We start from the raw sequence: 19,973 nt of genomic DNA, 5'->3' as shown, positions 1-19,973 counted from the left end.
CCGCCCTGCCCTCCCCTTTCAGGGGGAGGGTGCGTACCGCGACTCACTCATAGCCCCATCTGCCGGCTCGCGAGATCCTTCATGATCTCCTCGGTGCCTCCGCCGATGGCGTTGACCTTGACCTCGCGGTAGATGCGTTCGACCTTGACGCCGCGCATGAAGCCGGCGCCGCCGAAGATCTGCACCGCCTCGGAAGCGCAGTGCGCCATGGTCTGCGTCGCCTGGTTCTTCATCATGCAGATCTCGGCCACCGGGCTTTCGCCCTGGCCGAGCCGCCATGCCAGCATCTCCAGCATCGCCTGCGAGGCCGCGACCTTCTGCGCCATGTCGACGATCTTGTGCCTGATCACCTGGTGCTGGGCGATCGGCTTGCCGAACGTCTTGCGCTCCTTGGCATAGGCGACCGCCTCGTCGAGGCAGACGCGCGCATAGGCGGTGCAGCTCGCCGCCATGCCCATGCGCTCGCTGTTGAAGTTCTGCATGATGATCTTGAAGCCCTGACCTTCCTCGCCGATCAAATTCTCGACCGGCACGCGGCATTCGTCGAAATGAAGTGTCGCGGTATCCGACGCCCACCAGCCCATCTTCTTCAGCTTGGTGCGGGACAGGCCCGGCGTATTGCCTTCGATCAAGAGCAGGCTGACGCCGCCGGGACCCTCGCCGCCGGTGCGGACCGCGACCGTCAGATAGTCGGCCCGCATCCCCGAGGTGATGAAGGTCTTCTCGCCGGAGACGACATAATGATCACCGTCGCGCCGCGCCTTGGTGCGCAGGTTCGCGACGTCGGAGCCGCCGCTCGGCTCGGTGATCGCGAGCGCGGAGATCTTCTTGCCGGCGAGCACCTCCGGCAGCACCCGCGCCTTGACCTCGGGCCGCGCGGCGCGGGCGATCGGCGGCGAGCCGATGGTGTGGCTCATCAGGCTCGAGGAGACGCCGCCGGCACCGGCGCGCGCCAGTTCCTGCGAGGCCACGATCTTCATGAACTGGTCGGCGGCGATGCCGCCATATTCTTCCGGGAAGCCAAGGCCGAGCAGCCCGATCGCGGATGCCTTGGCATAGAGCTCGCGCGGAAACTCGCCGTCCTCGTCCCATTGATGGGCATAAGGCTCGATTTCCCTGGCAACAAAGCGCCGCATCACCTCGCGAAAGGCCTCATGCTCGCCGGTGTAGAACGGGTTTGCCATCCGCGTGCTCCGTTGATTCTTCCCTCCGACGATGTCCGGATTTCTCCCGGTTCACTTGCGTCGAGTGGCTGCCATCGGTGCCGGCGCCCGGTTGACGATTTGCCAGCCACTAAACGCAAGACAGTATCCTAATACGCCGCCTCCACTGCCATTTCATGGCATCAATCGAGCCAGGAACAGGCGGCGCAAGACTGCCGTTCCGGAGGAGGGAAATTTGCCGGTTCGTTATTACGACTGGATCGCGCATCATCGCCGGCGCACGCCGGACAAGATGGCGCTTGTCGATCTCGCCAGCGATCGCCGCTTCAGCTATGCGGAGCTTGACGCCCGCGTGTCGCGGCTCGCCGCCTGGCTGCGCGACGGGCTCAAGGTCGCTCGCGGCGACCGCGTCGCGGTGCTGGCGCTGAACACGACGGATACGCTGGAGGTGCAGTTCGCCTGCTTCCGGATCGGCGCGATCTTCCTGCCGCTCAACACCCGCCTCACCGTTCCCGAGCTGCGCTACATCACAGGCGACGCCGCGCCCAAGGTGATGATCCATGACGACGACCTCGCCGAGACCGCGCTTGCGGTGGCAAAGCTCTGCAATGTCGCTGCGACCGTGAGGCTCGGCTCGGGCGGCGCCTATGAGACCGGCATTGCGGCAGCCGCGCCGCTCGAGCGGTTCGAGGAGGTCATGCTCGATGACATCTCGACCATCATGTACACGTCGGGGACGACGGGCCAGCCCAAGGGCGCGATCATCACGCATGGGATGACGTTCTGGAATTGCGTCAATCTCGGCGGCCCCGCCTACATCTCGCCGGCCTCGGTGCTGCTGACGGTGCTGCCGCTGTTCCACACCGGCGGGCTGAATTGCTATACCAACCCGGTGCTGCATGCCGGCGGCACTGTGCTGATCATGCGCGCCTTCGATCCCGGCGAGGCGCTGAGACTGATCGGCGATCCCTTGCAGGGCATCAACGTGTTCTTCGGGGTGCCCGCGATCTACCAGTTCATGGCACAGCATCCGTCCTTCGCGGCGGCGGATTTCAGTCGCCTGATGATCGGCGGGGTCGGCGGCGCGCCGATGCCGGTGCCGCTGCTCAAGACCTGGGAGGCGCGCGGCGTGGCGCTGCAGCAGGGCTACGGCATGACCGAGACTTCGCCGGCGGTGATGGTGCTCGACCGCGAGGATGCCGCGCGCAAGGCCGGCTCGTCCGGCAAGCCGGTGCTGCACACCGAGGTCCGCATCGTGCGGCCCGACGGCAGCGACGCGGCGGTCGGCGAGCTCGGCGAACTCTGGGTCAAGGGCCCGAACATCACGCCGGGCTACTGGAACAGGCCGGACGCCAATGCCTCCTCCTTCACGGACGGCTGGCTGCACACCGGCGACGCCACGCGGATCGACGAGGAAGGCTTCTACTACATCGTCGACCGCTGGAAGGACATGTACATCTCGGGCGGCGAGAACGTCTATCCGGCCGAGGTCGAGAGCGTGCTGCATCAATTGGCCGCCGTCGCCGAGGCCGCTGTGATCGGCATCCCCGACGAGCAATGGGGCGAAGTCGGCATGGCGATCATTGCCGTAAAGCCAAGCCATTCGCTGACCCCGGCCGAGGTCCACGCGCATTGTCAGGCCAATCTGGCGCGGTTCAAATGCCCGCGCCTGATCGAATTCATCGAGGTCCTGCCGCGGAACGCGACGGGCAAGATTCATAAGCCGACACTCCGGCAACAATTCAGCCGGCCGAAGCCAACCGATACCGCGGCGTGAGTCAAACGCGCGCCGCGCGTTCCGGATTTCGCCGCGACAAGGATTACCCCGTTGCCGTCTGCCGGGACCGGCTGCGGGTTCGTTGCGTTAGTCCCAACCAAAATCAATCGAGGAAATTGCCTTTATGAAAACAACAACACTGTCGCTGCTGGCAGCCGCCACGGCGCTCTGCCTGCTCTCCACCCAGGCCGCCTTTGCACAAAAGAAGTATGATACCGGCGCCTCCGACACCGAGATCAAGATCGGCAATGTCGAGGCCTATAGCGGTCCCGCCTCCGCCTATGGCGTCATCGGCAAGACCGAAGAAGCCTATTTCAAGATGATCAACGACCAGGGCGGCATCAACGGCCGCAAGATCAACTGGATCTCCTATGACGACGGCTACTCGCCGCCGAAGACCGTGGAGCAGATCCGCAAGCTGATCGAGAGCGACGAAGTGTTCCTGGTGTTCAACGCGCTGGGCACGCCGACCCAGACCGCGGTGCAGAAGTATCACAATGCCAAGAAGGTGCCGCAGCTCTTCCTTGCCACCGGCGCCAGCAAGTGGAACGATCCGAAGGATTTCCCGTGGACCATGGGTTTCCAGCCAAGCTATCGCGTCGAGGCGCGGATCTTCGGCAAGTACATCCTGAAGGCCAAGCCGGATGCCAAGGTCGCGATCTTCTATGCCAATGACGATTTCGGCAAGGACTACCTGGTCGGCTTGAAGGAGATCCTCGACAAGTCGAGCGTCAAGATCGTCGCCGAAGAGAGCTACGAGACCACCGAGCCGTCGATCGATTCTCACATCGTCAAGCTGAAGGACACCGGCGCCGACGTGTTCGTCAACATCTCGACGCCGAAATTCGCGGCACAGGCGATCAAGAAGATCGCCGAGCTCAACTGGAAGCCGATGCAGGTGATGACCGACGTCTCGATCTCGATCGGCGCGGTCATGAAACCGGCCGGGCTCGAAGCCTCGGAAGGCGTGCTGTCGGCCGGCTATCTGAAGGACGCGTCCGATCCGCAATGGAAGAACGACGAGGGCATGAAGAAGTTCATGGCCTTCGCCGAGAAATACATGCCGGGCGCCAACCTCGCCGACGCCAATCTGGTCTATGGCTACGCCGCGGCCCAGACCATGGTGCAGGTGCTGAAGCAGGCCGGCGACAACCTGACGCGTGAAAACGTGATGAAGCAGGCCGCCAGCCTGAAGGATTTCGCGCCCGACACGCTGATCCCCGGCATCAGGATCAACACCAGCGCGACCGACTTCGCGCCGGTCGAGCAGCTCAAGATGATGCAGTTCAAGAACGGGCAGTGGGAGCTGTTCGGCGACATCATCAGCGCCGAGACCGGCGGTTAGCGCCAGCCGCACGAACAGCTAGCACTAAGTATCGCGAAGCCGCCCATCCGGGCGGCTTCGTCGTTTTGCGAATCGCGGATGGAGCCAAGCCGAGCGACGTGCAAGCTCTCTCCCCGTCACCCTGAGGAGCGCGCTCTTGCGCGCGTCTCGAAGGGTCGACGGCCCCGGCTCTCTCCCGAGTCGATGCATACGGGCCGTGCATCCTTCGAGGCTCGCTCCGCTCGCACCTCCAGCGACAAAGGCAAAGCCTTTGCGCGGGGATGACGGAGCTAACTCTGCCGTTGTTAGCCCGGCAGGAAAATCGCGAACGGCTCGTCGATCGTGCGACGCAGATGCTCGCGATAGGCGGCGTAGTTCGCATCATCCGCCGACACCCGGCCGAGGCTGGGCTTGGGCACGTTCTTCACCGGCAGGAACGCGATCGGCGCGGCGACCGGCGTCAGCAGCGAGCCGCGGCCGGCGAGCAGCGTTGTGATGATGCCGTACATCTCGCCGGAATTGCGCGGGCGCGACACCGTGATCACGCGATGCTGGCCGTGCCGGTTGGTCACGAGGTAGACGAAGCCGGATTCATTGGGCACCGCGACTTCGCCGTACTGCGTATAGTCGGCGTCCTGCCGCTCGCCTTCGCGGAAGCCGAGCGATGAGGACGCCTCGTCCCAGGTGATCTCCGTCCGATAGGCATAGAGCGCGCCCTGCTCGCCGAACGACGGACGCACCGTGATGTAGGTCCCTTCGATCCGTGCCACCGCGCGGCGCGAATAGGATCCGAGGCTGTCGGGCGCGATCCCGCCATTGGCGGGTGCGGTCACCGTGATCGTCTCAGGCAGCTTGCGCAGGGACACGCCCAGCGCCTGCTCCAGCCGCACCGTGGTCGCCAGCGTGAACGGGCGGCGGCCGCCGAGCACCTTCTCCAGCGTCGAGAGGCTGAGCTTGGCCTGCTCGGCCAGCGCCTGCCGCGAGATTCGGCGGCGCGCGATTTCCTCGCGAATGGTCTCTGCAACCTGCCGGCTCTGCTCGGCGGACAGCTGCTTGTCAGGCGTCGGCATCCAGATTCCTGCCCGGTTCCCCTTGATTCCGCGCAGTCTAGCAGACCGCACAACCCATCACAAAACCGCACAAACCCGCATCCCGCGGCGGCGGGCCGCGCCGGACGGCGGCCAATCATTGCCGATCATTCTGCTCGCGCCAAAACCGCCGTTCTCCATGATCGCAAGGCAGCGAAAGTCTCGCTCGGGAGTGACGAAAATGACGATTTACGATGCATGTGAGAGCAGCCCGCAGATCCGCCTGTCGCGCAGGATGCGCATTGCGCTGTTCTTCCTGGTGGAAGGTGTGGCCGCGCTGGTGATCGGTTTTGCGGCCTTGTTCGTGAGCTTCGATCCGGTGTGGTCGGCCGAACTGCCGCAACAGGCGGTGCTGCGGCCAAGCGATGCGCGCTCCGGCTCGCTGCTGTTCAAGACCGACGATGGCTACAGGGATGCGCTCAGGCTCGGCGTCGATGTCGACCTCACCGTGTCGGGCCCGACCGTCCGCGCCCGCGTCACCCAGATCTTCCGCAACCCGACCAAGGAGTGGGTGGAGGCGACCTATGTCTATCCCCTGCCGGCCGGCGGCGCGGTCGACACGCTGAAGATGGTGGTCGGCGACCGCGTCGTGGTCGGCGACATCAAGGAGCGGCAGCAGGCTCGCGCCATCTATGAGCAGGCCAAGCAGAACGGCCAGAAGGCCGCGCTCACGGAACAGGAGCGGCCAAACATCTTCACCAACTCCGTTGCCAATATCGGCCCCGGCGAAACCGTGCTGGTGCAGATCGAATATCAGGAGCCGGTGCAGCAGAACGGCAGCGAATTCTCGCTGCGGGTGCCGATGGTGGTCGGCCCGCGCTACAATCCGCGTCCGGTGGTGCAGAGCGTCGACCTTCGCGCCGACGGCAACGGCTGGGGCGCCACGTCAACCGATCCCGTGCCGGACCGCGACCGCATTGCGAGCGAAGTGCTCGATCCGGCGGAGAATGCGCCGGTCAATCCGACCAACATCACCGTGCACCTCAACGCCGGCTTCCCGCTCGGCGAGGTGAAGAGCCATTTCCACCAGGTCAGGATCGAGAGTCTCGACAGCACCACGCGCATCGTCAAGCTCGCCGAAGGCCCGGTGCCGGCCGATCGTGATTTCGAGCTGACCTGGAAGCCGGCCGCCGAGAAGGCGCCGTCGGTCGGGCTATTCCGCGAGCATGTCGGCAATTCCGACTATCTGCTCGCCTTCGTCACCCCGCCGTCGGTCGAGCAGGCGCAACAGAAGCCGTTGCCGCGTGAGGTGATCTTCGTGATCGACAATTCCGGCTCGATGGGCGGCACCTCGATCATCCAGGCCAAGGCGAGCCTGATTTACGCGCTCGGCCGCCTCCAGCCGGCCGATCGCTTCAACGTGATCCGGTTCGACGACACCATGGACACGCTGTACCCGTCGCCGGTCGCGGCAAACAGCGCCAATATCGGCAATGCGACGGCGTTCGTCAGCGCGCTGCAGGCCCGCGGCGGCACCGAGATGGTGCCGGCGATGCGCGCGGCGCTGTCCGACACCAACCACGACGACGCTAATTACGTCCGCCAGGTCGTGTTCCTGACCGACGGCGCCGTCGGCAACGAGCAGCAATTGTTCGAGACCATCAGCGCGCTGCGCGGCCGCTCGCGGGTGTTCATGGTCGGCATCGGCTCGGCGCCGAACACCTATCTGATGACGCGCGCCGCGGAGCTCGGCCGCGGCACCTTCACCCATATCGGTTCGGTCGAGCAGGTCGACGAGCGCATGCGCGGCCTGTTCGCCAAGCTGGAGAATCCCGCGGTGACGAATCTCTCGGCGAAATTCTCGGAGGCAACGGCCGACCTGACGCCGTCGGCGCTGCCCGACGTCTATCGCGACGAGCCGCTGGTGCTGGCCGCCAAGCTCGACAAGCTTGCCGGCTCGGTCGAGATCAAGGGCCGCATCGGCGACCGCCCGTGGAGCGTGACGCTGCCGCTCGCGAATGCCGCTGAAGGCAAGGGCCTGTCGAAACTGTGGGCGCGCCGCAAGATCGCCGATGCCGAGGTGGCGCGCACCACGCGTCAGGAGAGCCCAGAGGAAGCCGACAAGACCATCCTCGCGCTGGCGCTGGAGCATCAGCTCGTCACGCGGCTGACCAGCCTTGTCGCGGTCGACAAGACGCCGAGCCGCCCCGAAGGCGAGCCGCTGAAGTTGAGCGAACTCCCGCTCAACCTGCCCGCTGGCTGGGATTTCGCGAAGCTGTTCGGCGAGCGTCCGAATCTGCCGGCTACACCGGGCGAGCGGCGCGCCGACGGTGGCGACGGCAAGGTGCAGCTCGCTGCGCTGAAGCGGTCACCGGTCGCGACGCAAGCTCCCGGCACGATCCAGCTGCCGAAGACCGCGACCGATGCGGAGCTGAAGATGATCGCGGGCGTGATCCTGCTCACGGTCAGCCTTCTCCTCCTGGTGTTCAACCGGCGTCAGACGTCGCCCCAATGACGTCGGATGAAAGGAGGAGGTGTCCCCCAACCTCCTCCTTCAAGAGCGCGCGCGGCCTTCCACCCGTCCCCCAAGGGCCGCGCGCGCAACTTCTCTCACCCGAGGAAGGCATCGCGCGAATTTCCAACCCTCACCCTGAGGAGCACGCGAAGCGGGCGTCTCGAAGGGCGAGGCCACCGGACCGGCCTCACCCTTCGAGACGCGCTGCGCGCTCCTCGGGACGAGGGTCAGACAGTCGCTTCCCGCAATGGCCAGAGCAGAACAACATGCCCCGCTTCATCCTACCCCTCGCCTTCGCCCTCATCGGCCTGATCCTGTTCGGCCAGGGCGCCTATATCCACGCCAAGGCGCTGCTCGCGCAGGTGCTGCTGGAACGCGCCTTCGCACAGAGCATCGCGACCGGCCAACCGGTGAAGCCGTGGAGCTGGGCCGACACCTGGCCAGTGGCGCGGATCGAGGTGAAGCGCCTGCAGGCTTCCGCGATTGCACTTGCCGGCAGCAGCGGCCAGGCGCTGGCGTTCGGCCCCGGCCATGTCGAGCAGACTGTCGATGCCGGCGAGCGGGGCGTGGCGGTCTATTCCGCACACCGCGACACGCATTTTCGCTTTCTCAGGGATGTCACAATCGGTGACGAGATCGACGTCACGCGAAGCGACGGCAAGATGTTTCGCTATCGGGCCGATCGCAGTTCGGTGGTCCGCTTCGATCAATCGGGGGTCGATCCGCTCACCGACCGACATGAACTGGTGCTGTCGACCTGCTGGCCGTTCGATGCGCTGACATCGGGGCCCGAGCGTTATCTGTTGCACGCGACTTTGGTCGAAACGGATTCGCGCCCGCGCGAATCGGGTTCCTGATACGCAATCAATTTTGCGCCTGCCGGGATATTGCGCGCGGTGCCCTGACCTGCGCCAGCATGAGTTGCTACCCCCTTTCCCTCGCCATAAAAACAATGAAAAATCGCGCGCCTCACGGTGATCCGCCGTGGCCAGAGGAAACAAAGACAACAAGGATAAGGGCAGGCTCCATGGAAGCTTTCGCAAGCACCGCGTCTCATGTGTCCCACAAATGGGCGCCGCCCGCTGACGCGAGCGATATCGTCAAGAGCATCCACGCGATGCTGCATCCGCGCAACATCGTGCTGGTCGGTGCCACCGACAAGCCCGGCAATTACGCCGAACGAATCTGGAACAATCTGGTCAAATACGGCTACGCCGGCGGCCTCTATCCGATCAACGCCAAGCGCGAAGCGATCTGGGGCGTCACCTGCTACAAGGACTTCGCCAGCCTTCCCGAAAAACCCGACCATGTGCTGGTTCTGGTGCCGGCCCGGTTTGCGGTACAGGTGATCCGCGATGCGGCCGCGGCCGGCGCGCGCTCGGCAACCATCGTCACCTCCGGCTTCAGCGAATTGCAGGATGAGGAGAGCCAGCGGCTCGCTGTCGAGTTGAAGCAGGCGATCAAGGAGACCGGGCTTGCGGTCACCGGCCCGAATTGCCTCGGCAATCTCAGCGCCGGCGAGAACCTGTTCACCAATATCGACGACCGCATCGTCACCATGGAGCAGGGCGCGGTGGCGATCGCCGGCCAATCCGGCGCGATCGTGATGGCGATCCGCCAGGCGCTGGAGGATCGTGGCGTCGGCGTCGGCTACATGGTCACCACCGGCAACGAATCTGGTCTCGAAACGCCGGACCTGATGAGTTATTTCGCCGCCGATCCGAGCATCCGCGTCATCGTGGTCTATCTCGAAGGTGTCAGGAACACAAAAGTGTTCCGCGATGCCTGCAAGGCCGCGCGCGCCGCCGGCAAGCCGGTGATCGCGCTCAAGCTCGGCGCCTCCGAAGGCGGCCGCGCCGCGGCGATGGCGCATACCGGCGCGCTCGCCGGCTCGATCGAGACCTTCGATGCGATCTCGACCCGCGAAGGCGTGATCCGGGTGCGCGGGCTGGATGAACTGATCGAGACCACCGAATGCTTTGTGCATGCCGATCCGCCGAAGGGCAATCGCCTCGCGGCGGTGTCGCTGTCGGGCGGCAAGCGCGGGCTTTTGATCGACGCGTTCTATTCCGCCGGGCTGAATTTTGCACCGCTGAGCCCGAACGCCTCGGAGCAGCTGGCGAAGATGCTCGGCCCGGGCAGCATCGTCGGCAACCCGCTCGACGCCGGCTTTGCCGCGGTGGTCGATCCCTCCGTCTACATGAAGTCGATCAAGATCATGATCGACGATCCCGACACCGATATCGTCATCATCGATGCCGAGCTGCCGAAGGCGCCGCACGAGCTGCGCGAGCGCAATCTGCGCATCGTCAACGAGATGGCGGGCCAGGCCAACAAGCCGGTGATCTATATCAGCGCGATGTCGATCGGCTTCACCGAATTCACCAAGGGGCTGCGCAAGTCGCTGCCCGATATCGCCGTCATGCAGGGCCTCGACCGCGCGGTCGGCGCGATCAAGTCGCTGATCGAATATGCCGGCCTGCGCAAGGAAGTACCCGATATCGCGTCGAGCTCGAAGGCATCGGCGCGCGCGGTGCTGGAGAAGACGCTGAAGGCCGCCAACGGCGCCGCCGCACTCGACGAGGTCGCCTCGAAGAAGCTGCTCAAGGCCTATGGCATCCCGGTCTCAAAGGAAGAGGTCGCGCAAACCGCGGCGGAGGCCGTGAAGATCGCCAAGCAGATCGGCTTCCCGGTGGTCGCCAAGGTGGTCAGCCCCGACATCCTGCACAAATCCGATGTCGGCGGCGTGGTGCTGAATCTCGCCAGTACGGCCGAGGTGAAGAAGGCGTTCAACGACATCACCGCGCGGGTAAAAAAGCTGAAGGGCAAGCCGAAGCTCGAGGGCATCCTGATCGCACAGCAGGTCAAGGCCGACCTCGAGCTCGTGGTCGGCGCCTCGCTCGACGCGGAGATGGGCCCCGTCGTGCTGTTCGGCACCGGCGGCGTCGATATCGAGCTGATGAAGGACGTCGCGCTCGCCGGCGCGCCGCTCGACGCCGCCGAGGCGAAGGAGCTGATCGCCAGGACCAAGGCCGGGGTCAAGATGAAGGGCTACCGCGGCAAGCCCGCGCTGCACGAGCCGTCGGCGGTGAAGGCGCTGGTCGGGCTCGCCAATCTGATGGCGGACGCCAACGGCCGCATTGCCTCGATCGACGTCAACCCGTTCCTGATCAACAGCAAGCTCGGCGTCGCCGTCGACGGCCTGATCGTGCTGAACAACGCCGCCGCGAACAAGGCCGCGGGGCATTAGGTTCGGCGCGCACTTTACGTTCCGTCATCCTGAGGTGCGAGCGGAGCGAGCCTCGAAGGATGAATCGGCCCAACTCTCGGCCGTTCATCCTTCGAGACGCGCGGAGCCTGTCATCGGGCCGCGCTTTGCGCGGACCCGGTGGCGCTCCTCAGGATGACGGAACTGCAGCGTGCGATCCGTCCGAAGCATACATTTTGGGCTAAAAGCTCGCACCCCACTGCCGCGCGGTCTGCATCACCCAGTCGCGATAGAGTGTCAGCGGCGTCACGCCGGTGATGCCGCCGCAGCCGGCGGCGCCGTTCGGCCCGGTGGACCAACTCACCACGCCGACGATTGCGGGGCCGCCCTGCTTGTCCTCGAACACCGGCGCGCCGGAATCGCCGGTGCAGGCCCCGAGCCCTTCGCGCACACCCTGCCCGACCGGATCGACGAGACGGATCTGCAACGTGCCGGGCTTGCCGCTCGCGATCAGGCCGGCGACGCGGGTAGCTCCACCGCTCTTGCCGTCACCGCGCACAGTGACGCCGACGCCCGCGATGGTGAAGCGGCCGCCGACCTGGATCGGAATGTTTGGCATGCCGAGCGCGGCCGGCGCCTTGCCTGCGACCGGCGCCGCGAGCTGCAGCAGCGCGACATCGGCGGTCGCAACATGATTGGTCATCGCCTGCATCCGAAAGCCGGGATGGATCGCAACCGTGCTGACGTCCTGCAGCTTCGGCTGCCTGTCCGCGCCATATTCGACGATCTTGTAATCGGCGCCGGGCTGCACGCAATGCGCCGCGGTCAGCACGACCTTCGGCGCGATCAGCGCACCGGTGCAGAAATTGCCGCGCGAACCGACGATGGTGACGACGGAGCGCGCAACGCCATCAGTCGACGGCGCGCCGCCGCCGACGATGGCCAGCGCCGGCGTCGCCACCAATAGGCTAAGAAAAGCTGTCGCTCGAATCACGCTCGTCATGGAACCCTGTCGGTCTGCATCGGAATTGAGCCCATTCGATGCGCGGCATTGCGTCGCTCGCACCAGGCTCTGGAGAACACGCAATATTGTACAGAGCATCCAGGCCTGCACGCGTCAATTGTCTAAATATCTAGGCATCGATCACTACGACGTTGAAGTCGCCGCCGGAATCCTGCAGCACCATCGCGTTCACGCGCCACACATCGTCGTCTTGTCGCCAATGCAACACATCAAATCGCGCGTTCGGCGCGCGGACGACGTTCGAATGTGAACTGCGCCTCTTGATTGCCCGCATCAGCGCCGTAATTTCGGTTCGATAATCATACAACCTCCGGTTGCATATCGCATACTTACCTTTATGACTTTTTGGATGCCGGTGCCGTTGATCTCAACACGGCGTTTCATCCGCCATTTCGTTGAGTTAGAGGATAATGATGAGGATAGCGGTCGTCACGCCGATCAGGCTGTTCAGCGAGGGGCTTACCTCGAGTTTCCAGAACCACGCCGAGTTTGCGATTGCGGCGGCAGTGTCCGATCTCGCCGGCCTGCGCGAGACCCTCGGGACCGGCAGCGTGAATGTCATTCTGATCGACGTCACGCAGGGCATCGATCTCGACGAAGTGCGTGTAATTGCGAGCGAGCATGCGGATGTCGCACTGGTGGCGCTCGGCCTCAACGAGGACCGGCACGACGTGGTCCGCTGCGGCCGGGCCGGATTCAGCGGCTACATTTCCCGGAACGCCAGCTTCGACGAGCTCTGCCGCACGCTGTCGGACGTGGCATCGGGGCGGCTCGCCTGCAGCGCCGAAATTTCCGGCGGCCTGTTGCGCGCGCTGTTTTGCATGGAACGTCAAGCGGATACGATCGACGCGGACCAGGGACTGACGCGCCGCGAAAGCGAGGTTCTCAAGCTGATCGGACACGGCCTGTCGAACAAGGAGATCGCGCGCGATCTCAATCTCAGTCTTGCGACGGTCAAGCACCACGTCCATCACGTGCTGCAGAAGCTCGGCCTGCCGCGCAGGGCGCAGGCGATGCGACGGGTGCGCGAAGCACCGTGGATCGCATCATTGGCAGCGATCCCCGATCGGTCCCGCGAGCTCGACTGACACCGACACCGTGAATTCCGTGTTCGGCCGACACGCGGGTCGCGTTCGCGCACCGGCGCGCAGATGCACGCGCATGTCTGCCCCGGCACGCACAATGGTGCGGTGAGATCGGTCCCGACTAAACCCTTCGATCGATCGATCGAGGCGCAAGATCGATCTCATGGACCGATCGATCCGTGTCGTCGGCTCGATCCTTTCTGATCCACCGCGGTGAATAGGCCTTTCGCGTCACAGCTGCCACAACTGCACCAACGCAACGACATGCGGTTCTGCTGGTTCGCTGCGTGAAAGCAAATTGCCGCGGAAGACGGATCGCCTGCACGGTTTTGCGGCTGATCGGTCGGGATTGATTTCATGAATCCAGTTGCCGACATCGCTGGTCTGGCTGCCTTGTGGCAGAGAACGTCGGGCGGCGCCCCCACGGTGAAGATCGCGATCATCGACGGCCCCGTCGATTTCAATCATCCTTCGCTCAGGCAAGCCCGCGTCGCCAGGGGCGACGAGTTCGTCGCACCGGCTTCGCCGATGATCCAGTCCGAGCACGGCACGCATGTCACGAGCGTGCTGATGGGCACGCCCGGCAGCCCGGTGCTCGGCGTCGCGCCGAATTGCAGCGCGACCGTGTTCTCGATTTATCGCGAGACTGTCTCCGGGCAGATCGAGCCGTCCTCGCAAAGCACCCTGGCGCTCGCGATCAACCAGGCGCTCGCCGCCGGCGCCGACGTCATCAATATCAGCAGCGGCCAGCAATCCGCGACCGGTCAAGCCGACCGCATTCTGGTCGACGCGGTCCGCGCTTGCGAACGCGCGGGCAAGCTGATCGTCGCCGCTGCAGGCAATGACGGATGCCGCTGCGTCCAGGTGCCGGGCAGCCTCGCTTCGGTGCTTGCGGTCGGCGCGTGCGATCCGGCCGGCAATCCGCTGCCCTTCAGCAATTTCGGCGACGCCTATCTCGAGAACGGCATCCTCGCGCCGGGCGAAAACATCGCCGGCGCCTCGCCGGTCCGCAACATCAGCCTGCGCTCCGGAACGAGTTTCGCTGCGCCGATCGTCAGCGGCGTCGTCGCCCTGCTGCTCTCGTGCCTGCGCCAGACCGGACGCAAGGCCGATCCGCAAGCCGTCCGTGCCGCGCTGCTCGAAAGCGCGGCGCCCTGCCGCAGCGACGGCAGCGCCTCGCGCTGCCTCGCCGGACGGCTCGATATTCCCGCGGCTGTCGCCGCCCTGCTTGGCGAGCAGGCGGACGCCGTCATGCCGTCGGGTGCCACGGCCGCGACTCCCCGTTTCCGGGGAGTGTCCGCGTGCCCTTTCGTCCAACCGTCATCCGCCGCTCAGCCAACTGCAACCAGAGAGGGTTCCATGGGAGATCTATCAGCAATGTCTGCACCATCGGCTCCGCGCATATTCGGGCCGGACGGCTCGGTCCTGCGCAGCAGCGCCGGGATCATGCCAAGCGAAGCGCAGCCTGCTGCGCCCGCAGCGCCTGCGGCCATCGCCGCGCCCGTTGATCACGGCGTCGCCGCCGCGCCGATCGCAGCGCCGGCGCCGTATCCGTATCACGCTCCCCACGCGGGCGGCGACATGGTCTGGATGCCGACGCCGGCACCGCAGATGGTCATGCCGCCGATGATGATGCCGCAGATGGCGATGCCGGCGGCCGGCATGATGCCGCAGGCCTGGCTGCAGCCGCAGCAGCTGCCTGCGCTGATGCCGAGCAACGCGCTTCCCGTCGCGATGCCGCAGGCGCTGCCGATGTACGAAGCCCCCGCGGTTCGGACCAGCGAGAAGAGCTGCGGCTGTGGCGGCGGCATGCGTCCGCAGGGCGCCGCGGCGGAATCCACCGGACAGCTCGCGTTCCCGATCGGCCGGCTGTTCTACGATTTCGGCAAGGAGGCGCGCCTCGACTACTTCGTGCAGGCCATCGCCAATTGGCGCGACAGCCTGATCGGACGCGGCGATCCGGCGTTCGGACCGGAGCGCGACCGCTCCGGCGATACCTCGGCGCCGTACAATCCGGCGATCATGGCGCGCTATCTGTTGAACCAGGCCGAAGGCGAGAGCGCGACACCGAGCGGCTCGGGCAACAACTTCCCGGATGCCGATGCCATCATCTGGACGATGACGATCGACTCGATCCCGATCTATGCGGTCAAGCCGCTCGATGTGTTCGGTCTTGGATTCTTCGCCGCGCTGATCCTGGCGCTCTGGCATCAGGAGGTCTCGCATGACGATCCATCGAACACCCGAACCGTGGTGCCGGCAGCGCGCGGCGGCGACGATACGCCGCCGACCACGCCCCCGGCTTTCCCGCCGCGCGGCGGCGTTGCGCGGATTTCGATGGCCGGCTGGGTCGACAGCGCCAACACGACCAAGCTCCTGAACGGGACCGTCGTGCCGACGCTGGTGACCGACTGGCGCGGTTTCTATCAGTGGGATCTCTACACGCTGTTCGGACCCGATCCCGACACCTGGCCGGCCGGCGCGGAAGGCTTCCTCGAACGGATCTACAACGAGTTCCGCAATGTCGGCCTCTCGCCGCAGGATCGCGCGCTGAACTATTCCGCGATGAATGCATACAACACGCGGAAGATCTTCACCGACGTCGCCAAGAAGGGCTTGCGGCTCGATACCGTCGAGGTCGACCAGAGCGTCATCTGCCGCCCGGACTCGGTTTGTCACGACGTGACTTACCGCTTCTTCAATCCGACCCAGGTCCTGACCCAGGCGCGCGAAGTCTATCAGTACACGATCGACGTGAGCGACGTGGTGCCGGTAGCGGTCGGACCGCTGCGGCAGTGGCAGGTCTATTGACGCGATTGCTCCTCCACGTCCGGAGGAGATCAGAACGTGGCGCGAATGCGTCGCGTGGTCCGGGGGATCGACGCGATGAGCGATCCCCTGGGCGACGTCCAGCGACGGCTGCCCCGGTCGGTGCCCACCTCCCGTAGTTGCCGTCAATTCAAACCGAAAGAAGGAGCTGAACATGTACGCAAGGAACGACTTTGAGACCTTCGGCAGCGTGCGTAGCCCGATCCAGTGTGAGGGCATCGAGCGCGGTCCGAAGCGGATTGCCGACGTGGCGACCAACGGGTCGGTCAATCCGCAGGGCTGGGGAGAAATCCTCGGCGGCGTCGCGCAGGCGCTGCCGGGTGTCCTCGGCGCCTTCGGCATCTGATCGCCAAACTCGGGGCCCGGCGCTGTCGGGCCCCACCCCACTTCGAGGAGGCCGATATGATGCAGAAATCCACCGCCAGGAGCCCACAGCAACAGCAGCAGCACGGTCGCCGGATCGAGCCATCCGGCAAGATCGTCGTGTCGTCAGTCGTGAGCCACGCCTCGCTGATCGCCGCGATCAGCGACCGCAACCCGATCATCGCCAAACGCACCACATCCGACGAAGACAAATCCTGACGTCGTCGTCATCACCGAACCTATGGAGCCGATGCCATGGCAAAACCGCCCCGCAAATCCGGATCCGACAGCGCCGCCTCGCCGCCGCCGGCGGAAGCACCTTCCGCAGCGTCACGCATGGCCCAGGCGCGGCGCCCGATGGAGGCAGCTGTTGTCGCCCGTCCGAAGATCGCCACCACCCCCACTCCGCCGACAACGCCGACCTATCTGGCGCCGCCGCAGGGCCCCGGGGCTCCGCAGCAGATGCGCCATGATGGCTCACCGCATTCGGAAGAGCGGCTCAACACCGCGATGAAGATCCTGCTCGATCCCACGGCGCGCGCGCTGCCGAGCAAGGTCTATTCCGGACAGGCGCGAAACTGGACTCGCAGATCGTAATCGGCGTTGCGCGCCGAGCAGGCCGCGATCCGCAACCACGCACGCAACGGCCCGCCCGATCCGGCGGCGCGGCCGTTGCCGTTCGCCGGAGAGAAACATGAACGAGAACGGCAGTCCCCCTCGCATCAATCTGCGCCGCGTCGCCTTCACTTGTGTGGGCCTCGGCACGTTCCTGTTTCTCGCGGCCGGCACGCTGCGATGGGCCGGGGCTTGGGTGTTCCTGCTCGAGATCACGATCGGCGGGCTGATCACCGAGGCCTGGCTCGCCCGGCACGATCCGGGGTTGCTGGCCGAGCGGCGCACCGCGCGCGGCCAGGCCGGATGGGATCGCGTCATCACGACGATCATGCCGCTGCTGTGGCTGACATGGCTGCCGCTGATGGCGCTCGACGCAGTCCGCTACCAGACATCGCTCGTGCCCTTCTGGTCGCAATGCGCCGGCGCCGTGATGATCGCGACATCGTTCTATATCGTCTACCGGACCTACCGGGAAAACAGCTACGCCGCGCCGGTCGTGAAGATCCAGCGCGAGCGCGGGCATGCGGCGGTGACCACCGGACCCTACGCCTATGTGCGGCATCCGATCTATGCCAGCGGCCTGTTGACCTATGTCGGCACGCCGCTGCTGCTGGGATCCTGGTATGGCCTTGCCATCGTGCCCGTGATGGCGCCGCTGCTCGGCTTACGGTCGCTGATGGAGGAGCGGATGCTGACCGCCGAGCTCGACGGCTATGCCGAATATCTCGAGCGGGTGCGCTATCGCCTGGTGCCGATGGTCTGGTGAGCTGGTTCCGCGTGGCGGATTTTGCCGCGAACTGGCGGCTTGCCTGATCGGCGGCAATTCCAATAAAGAAGGCTGGACGCGCGTTTCCCTGTTGTCCTGCAATCGGCCGGACGATCCGAGGCGAAGCCGCCGCTTTGCAACGGGCAGGACTTTGATGATTGAGGCAGTGATCTGGGATTTCGGCGGCGTGTTGACCACCTCGCCGTTCGAGGCATTCGCGCGCTATGAGACCGAGCGTGGCCTGCCGATCGACATCATCCGCCGCACCAACGCCGCCAATCATCTCGAGAACGCCTGGGCCAAGTTCGAGCGCGCCGAGATCGATATCGACGCATTCGACGCGCTGTTCGCGACGGAATCGAAGGCGCTCGGCGCCGAGGTGCGCGGCAAGGACGTGCTGCCGCTGCTCTCCGGCGACCTGCGCCCCGAGATGGTCGAGGCGCTGAAGCGCATCAAGGCGAAATTCAAGACCGGGTGCATCACCAACAATCTGCCGGCGAACGCGATCGGCAGCCATAGCGGACGCACGCTCTATGTCGCCGAGGTGATGGCGCTGTTCGACCACGTCATCGAGTCCGCGAAGATCGGCCTGCGCAAGCCCGACCCGCGCATCTACCAGATGATGGTGGAGACGCTGCAGGTGAACCCGAAGAACTGCGTCTATCTCGACGATCTCGGCGTCAATTTGAAGCCGGCGCGCGAGATGGGCATGACCACGATCAAGGTCGCGAATGCCGCGCAGGCGATCGGCGAGCTTGAAGCCGCGACCGGCCTCACGCTGAGGTGAAGAGGTTTCGCAGCCGGCACGACCAGATGCAGCTCTGCATGGCGCATGCGTATCTGGACTGCCTGAAGTAGGCGATCGACCAGAAGATCGTTGGCCCGCAGCGCAAGGAATTCGTCGAGAGCTGCGCGGGTTGACGGTAGCCGGGCTACGAGCCTGTTCTCCTTCCCCCTGAAAGGGGGAAGGTCGGGATGGGGGTCAGCCGCAGACGCCGGTGTTGATGGAGAGAGTAGATCCCCACCCGCTTTGCTCTGGCGAGCAAAGCGACCTCCCCTTTTCAAGGGGAGGTTCGAACCACACGCTAACAACTGTATTTGCGCTTGGCGGAAATACCCCGGAACCCTTGCGCTAACGCCATGCCTTTGCGGGCCAAACGAGCCTTGTGCTTTGCCCGCAACGGGCGCAGAACAGGTCCGAGTTCAAGGCAAATTCGGAGCTGATCCTCGTGGCTGACACCAGGCCCACCGCCTCGATCGAGGCCGTGGAAAGCGGCCTCGCCGCGCAAGGCTATATTGCGAGCCGGCAGATCGCGACCGCGGTCTTTCTGTCGCAGCAGATCGAGAAGCCGATCCTGGTCGAGGGCCCTGCCGGCGTCGGCAAGACCGAGCTCGCGAAGGCGATCGCCGCATGGCGCGGCATGAAGATGATCCGCCTGCAATGCTATGAGGGCCTCGACGAGGCCAAGGCGCTGTATGAGTGGAAATATGCCAAGCAGCTGCTCTACACCCAGATCCTGAAGGACAAGCTCGGCGAGGTGCTCGGCGGCGCGCAGTCGCTGGCCGCTGCGCTCGACCAGCTCCACACCTTCGGCGACGTGTTCTTCTCCAAGGAATTCGTCGAGCCGCGACCGCTGTTGCAGGCGCTGGAGCAGCCCGCCGGCTGCGTGCTGCTGATCGACGAGATCGACAAGTCGGATGCCGAATTCGAATCGCTGCTGCTGGAAATCCTCTCGGACTTCCAGGTCACGATTCCCGAGCTCGGCACCGTCTCCGCGGTGGCGCCGCCGACCGTGATCCTGACCTCGAACAGCGAGCGCGATCTTGGCGACGCCTTGAAGCGGCGCTGCCTGCATCTGCACATCGGCTTCCCCGAGCAGAAGCTGGAGGAGCGCATCGTCGAGAGCCGGGTGCCCGGCATCTCGCAGACCCTGCGCAAGCAGATGGTCGGCTTCATCCACGAGATCCGCTCGCTCGACCTGAAGAAGCTGCCCTCGGTCAGCGAGGCGATCGACTGGGCGCGCGTGCTGGTGCTGCTGCAGGCCAGCGAGCTCGACCACGAGATCGTCAAGGACACGCTCAACGTGCTCCTGAAATACGAGGCCGATATCGAGGCCGCGACGCCGCAGATTTCGTCCTTCATCGCCAAGGCGTCGCGCCAGGGCGTGTTCAGCTAGACCAAGATGCGATTGGTTCGAACCATAGCCGAGAGCGAGCTGCGCCCCCTCTCCCGCCTGCGGGGGAGGTCGTATCGCATCGAAAGATGCGATACGGGT

17 protein-coding genes are annotated in these 19,973 nt (G+C 65.1%); 13 read left to right on the top strand and 4 right to left on the bottom strand.

Translation table 11 applies throughout. The features are described from left to right. Positions 1-47: 47 nt before the first annotated feature. Entirely contained in the window at positions 48-1,184 is a 1,137-nt protein-coding gene (locus tag AC1VNY_RS40325) for an acyl-CoA dehydrogenase family protein (RefSeq protein ID WP_482409347.1), read from the bottom strand. Between the two features lie 214 nt (positions 1,185-1,398). Here AC1VNY_RS40325 and AC1VNY_RS40320 point away from each other — a divergent pair, with 214 nt between their 5' ends. Continuing rightward, positions 1,399-2,940: an acyl-CoA synthetase gene (locus AC1VNY_RS40320; protein ID WP_482409346.1), complete on the top strand. Its 1,542-nt coding sequence runs from the start codon at positions 1,399-1,401 to the stop codon at positions 2,938-2,940. Between the two features lie 124 nt (positions 2,941-3,064). Further along, the gene (locus AC1VNY_RS40315; protein ID WP_028341508.1) at positions 3,065-4,285 is read left to right on the top strand and encodes an ABC transporter substrate-binding protein; all 1,221 of its coding nucleotides are present in this window, start codon (positions 3,065-3,067) and stop codon (positions 4,283-4,285) included. A 284-nt stretch (positions 4,286-4,569) separates the two neighbouring features. Here the strand turns inward: AC1VNY_RS40315 and AC1VNY_RS40310 are convergent, their stop codons facing one another. Continuing rightward, on the bottom strand, positions 4,570-5,334 hold the full coding sequence (locus AC1VNY_RS40310; RefSeq protein WP_028341509.1) for a helix-turn-helix domain-containing protein: 765 nt from the start codon (positions 5,332-5,334) through the stop codon (positions 4,570-4,572). Positions 5,335-5,587: 253 nt separating this feature from the next. On the opposite strand from AC1VNY_RS40310, the gene AC1VNY_RS40305 reads away from it, so the two are divergent. From AC1VNY_RS40305 to AC1VNY_RS40295, 3 genes are all read left to right on the top strand, one after another. Further along, entirely contained in the window at positions 5,588-7,807 is a 2,220-nt protein-coding gene (locus AC1VNY_RS40305) for a marine proteobacterial sortase target protein (RefSeq protein ID WP_482409348.1), read from the top strand. Between the two features lie 266 nt (positions 7,808-8,073). Continuing rightward, positions 8,074-8,664 (top strand): class GN sortase, encoded by a 591-nt coding sequence (locus AC1VNY_RS40300; protein ID WP_482409345.1) that lies wholly within the window; start codon positions 8,074-8,076, stop codon positions 8,662-8,664. Positions 8,665-8,834: 170 nt separating this feature from the next. Beyond that, positions 8,835-11,057: an acetate--CoA ligase family protein gene (locus AC1VNY_RS40295; RefSeq protein WP_482409344.1), complete on the top strand. Its 2,223-nt coding sequence runs from the start codon at positions 8,835-8,837 to the stop codon at positions 11,055-11,057. Positions 11,058-11,256: 199 nt separating this feature from the next. Here the strand turns inward: AC1VNY_RS40295 and AC1VNY_RS40290 are convergent, their stop codons facing one another. Together AC1VNY_RS40290 and AC1VNY_RS40285 are read right to left on the bottom strand one after the other, a co-directional pair. Continuing rightward, positions 11,257-12,018, bottom strand: coding sequence for a S1 family peptidase (locus AC1VNY_RS40290; protein WP_482409343.1), 762 nt, complete (start codon positions 12,016-12,018; stop codon positions 11,257-11,259). A 130-nt stretch (positions 12,019-12,148) separates the two neighbouring features. Beyond that, positions 12,149-12,346, bottom strand: a complete 198-nt coding sequence (locus AC1VNY_RS40285) for a hypothetical protein (protein WP_482409342.1) — start codon at positions 12,344-12,346, stop codon at positions 12,149-12,151. A gap of 106 nt (positions 12,347-12,452) precedes the next feature. Here AC1VNY_RS40285 and AC1VNY_RS40280 point away from each other — a divergent pair, with 106 nt between their 5' ends. The 8 genes from AC1VNY_RS40280 to AC1VNY_RS40245 all read left to right on the top strand — a co-directional run bounded on the left by AC1VNY_RS40280 (position 12,453) and on the right by AC1VNY_RS40245 (position 19,874). Further along, entirely contained in the window at positions 12,453-13,127 is a 675-nt protein-coding gene (locus tag AC1VNY_RS40280) for a LuxR C-terminal-related transcriptional regulator (protein WP_482409341.1), read from the top strand. A gap of 354 nt (positions 13,128-13,481) precedes the next feature. Continuing rightward, positions 13,482-15,935, top strand: coding sequence for a S8 family serine peptidase (locus tag AC1VNY_RS40275; RefSeq protein ID WP_482409340.1), 2,454 nt, complete (start codon positions 13,482-13,484; stop codon positions 15,933-15,935). Positions 15,936-16,107: 172 nt separating this feature from the next. Then, positions 16,108-16,299, top strand: a complete 192-nt coding sequence (locus AC1VNY_RS40270; protein WP_016842276.1) for a hypothetical protein — start codon at positions 16,108-16,110, stop codon at positions 16,297-16,299. A 56-nt stretch (positions 16,300-16,355) separates the two neighbouring features. Further along, positions 16,356-16,535 (top strand): hypothetical protein, encoded by a 180-nt coding sequence (locus AC1VNY_RS40265; protein WP_482409339.1) that lies wholly within the window; start codon positions 16,356-16,358, stop codon positions 16,533-16,535. 36 nt (positions 16,536-16,571) lie between these two features. Further along, the gene (locus tag AC1VNY_RS40260; protein WP_461192783.1) at positions 16,572-16,913 is read left to right on the top strand and encodes a hypothetical protein; all 342 of its coding nucleotides are present in this window, start codon (positions 16,572-16,574) and stop codon (positions 16,911-16,913) included. A 97-nt stretch (positions 16,914-17,010) separates the two neighbouring features. Then, the gene (locus AC1VNY_RS40255; RefSeq protein ID WP_482409338.1) at positions 17,011-17,697 is read left to right on the top strand and encodes a methyltransferase family protein; all 687 of its coding nucleotides are present in this window, start codon (positions 17,011-17,013) and stop codon (positions 17,695-17,697) included. A gap of 154 nt (positions 17,698-17,851) precedes the next feature. After that, positions 17,852-18,484 (top strand): HAD-IA family hydrolase, encoded by a 633-nt coding sequence (locus AC1VNY_RS40250; protein ID WP_482409337.1) that lies wholly within the window; start codon positions 17,852-17,854, stop codon positions 18,482-18,484. A gap of 442 nt (positions 18,485-18,926) precedes the next feature. Next, a complete protein-coding gene (locus AC1VNY_RS40245) occupies positions 18,927-19,874 on the top strand; it encodes an AAA family ATPase (protein WP_304498269.1) in 948 nt (315 codons plus the stop codon). Positions 19,875-19,973 lie beyond the last annotated feature (99 nt).

The sequence above is a fragment of the Bradyrhizobium ferriligni genome, from assembly GCF_056837965.1.
Note: the sequence above shows the minus strand (reverse complement) of the source record. Positions and strands in the feature narration are given on the sequence as shown.

Coding starts and splice junctions, on each gene's coding strand:
- AC1VNY_RS40275 (WP_482409340.1), top strand. CDS start 13,482: ATGAATCCAGTTGCCGACATCGCTGGTCTGGCTGCCTTGTGGCAGAGA.
- AC1VNY_RS40265 (WP_482409339.1), top strand. CDS start 16,356: ATGATGCAGAAATCCACCGCCAGGAGCCCACAGCAACAGCAGCAGCAC.
- AC1VNY_RS40310 (WP_028341509.1), bottom strand. CDS start 5,334: ATGCCGACGCCTGACAAGCAGCTGTCCGCCGAGCAGAGCCGGCAGGTT.
- AC1VNY_RS40270 (WP_016842276.1), top strand. CDS start 16,108: ATGTACGCAAGGAACGACTTTGAGACCTTCGGCAGCGTGCGTAGCCCG.
- AC1VNY_RS40250 (WP_482409337.1), top strand. CDS start 17,852: ATGATTGAGGCAGTGATCTGGGATTTCGGCGGCGTGTTGACCACCTCG.
- AC1VNY_RS40255 (WP_482409338.1), top strand. CDS start 17,011: ATGAACGAGAACGGCAGTCCCCCTCGCATCAATCTGCGCCGCGTCGCC.
- AC1VNY_RS40280 (WP_482409341.1), top strand. CDS start 12,453: ATGAGGATAGCGGTCGTCACGCCGATCAGGCTGTTCAGCGAGGGGCTT.
- AC1VNY_RS40315 (WP_028341508.1), top strand. CDS start 3,065: ATGAAAACAACAACACTGTCGCTGCTGGCAGCCGCCACGGCGCTCTGC.
- AC1VNY_RS40300 (WP_482409345.1), top strand. CDS start 8,074: ATGCCCCGCTTCATCCTACCCCTCGCCTTCGCCCTCATCGGCCTGATC.
- AC1VNY_RS40295 (WP_482409344.1), top strand. CDS start 8,835: ATGGAAGCTTTCGCAAGCACCGCGTCTCATGTGTCCCACAAATGGGCG.
- AC1VNY_RS40305 (WP_482409348.1), top strand. CDS start 5,588: ATGCGCATTGCGCTGTTCTTCCTGGTGGAAGGTGTGGCCGCGCTGGTG.
- AC1VNY_RS40260 (WP_461192783.1), top strand. CDS start 16,572: ATGGCAAAACCGCCCCGCAAATCCGGATCCGACAGCGCCGCCTCGCCG.
- AC1VNY_RS40290 (WP_482409343.1), bottom strand. CDS start 12,018: ATGACGAGCGTGATTCGAGCGACAGCTTTTCTTAGCCTATTGGTGGCG.
- AC1VNY_RS40325 (WP_482409347.1), bottom strand. CDS start 1,184: ATGGCAAACCCGTTCTACACCGGCGAGCATGAGGCCTTTCGCGAGGTG.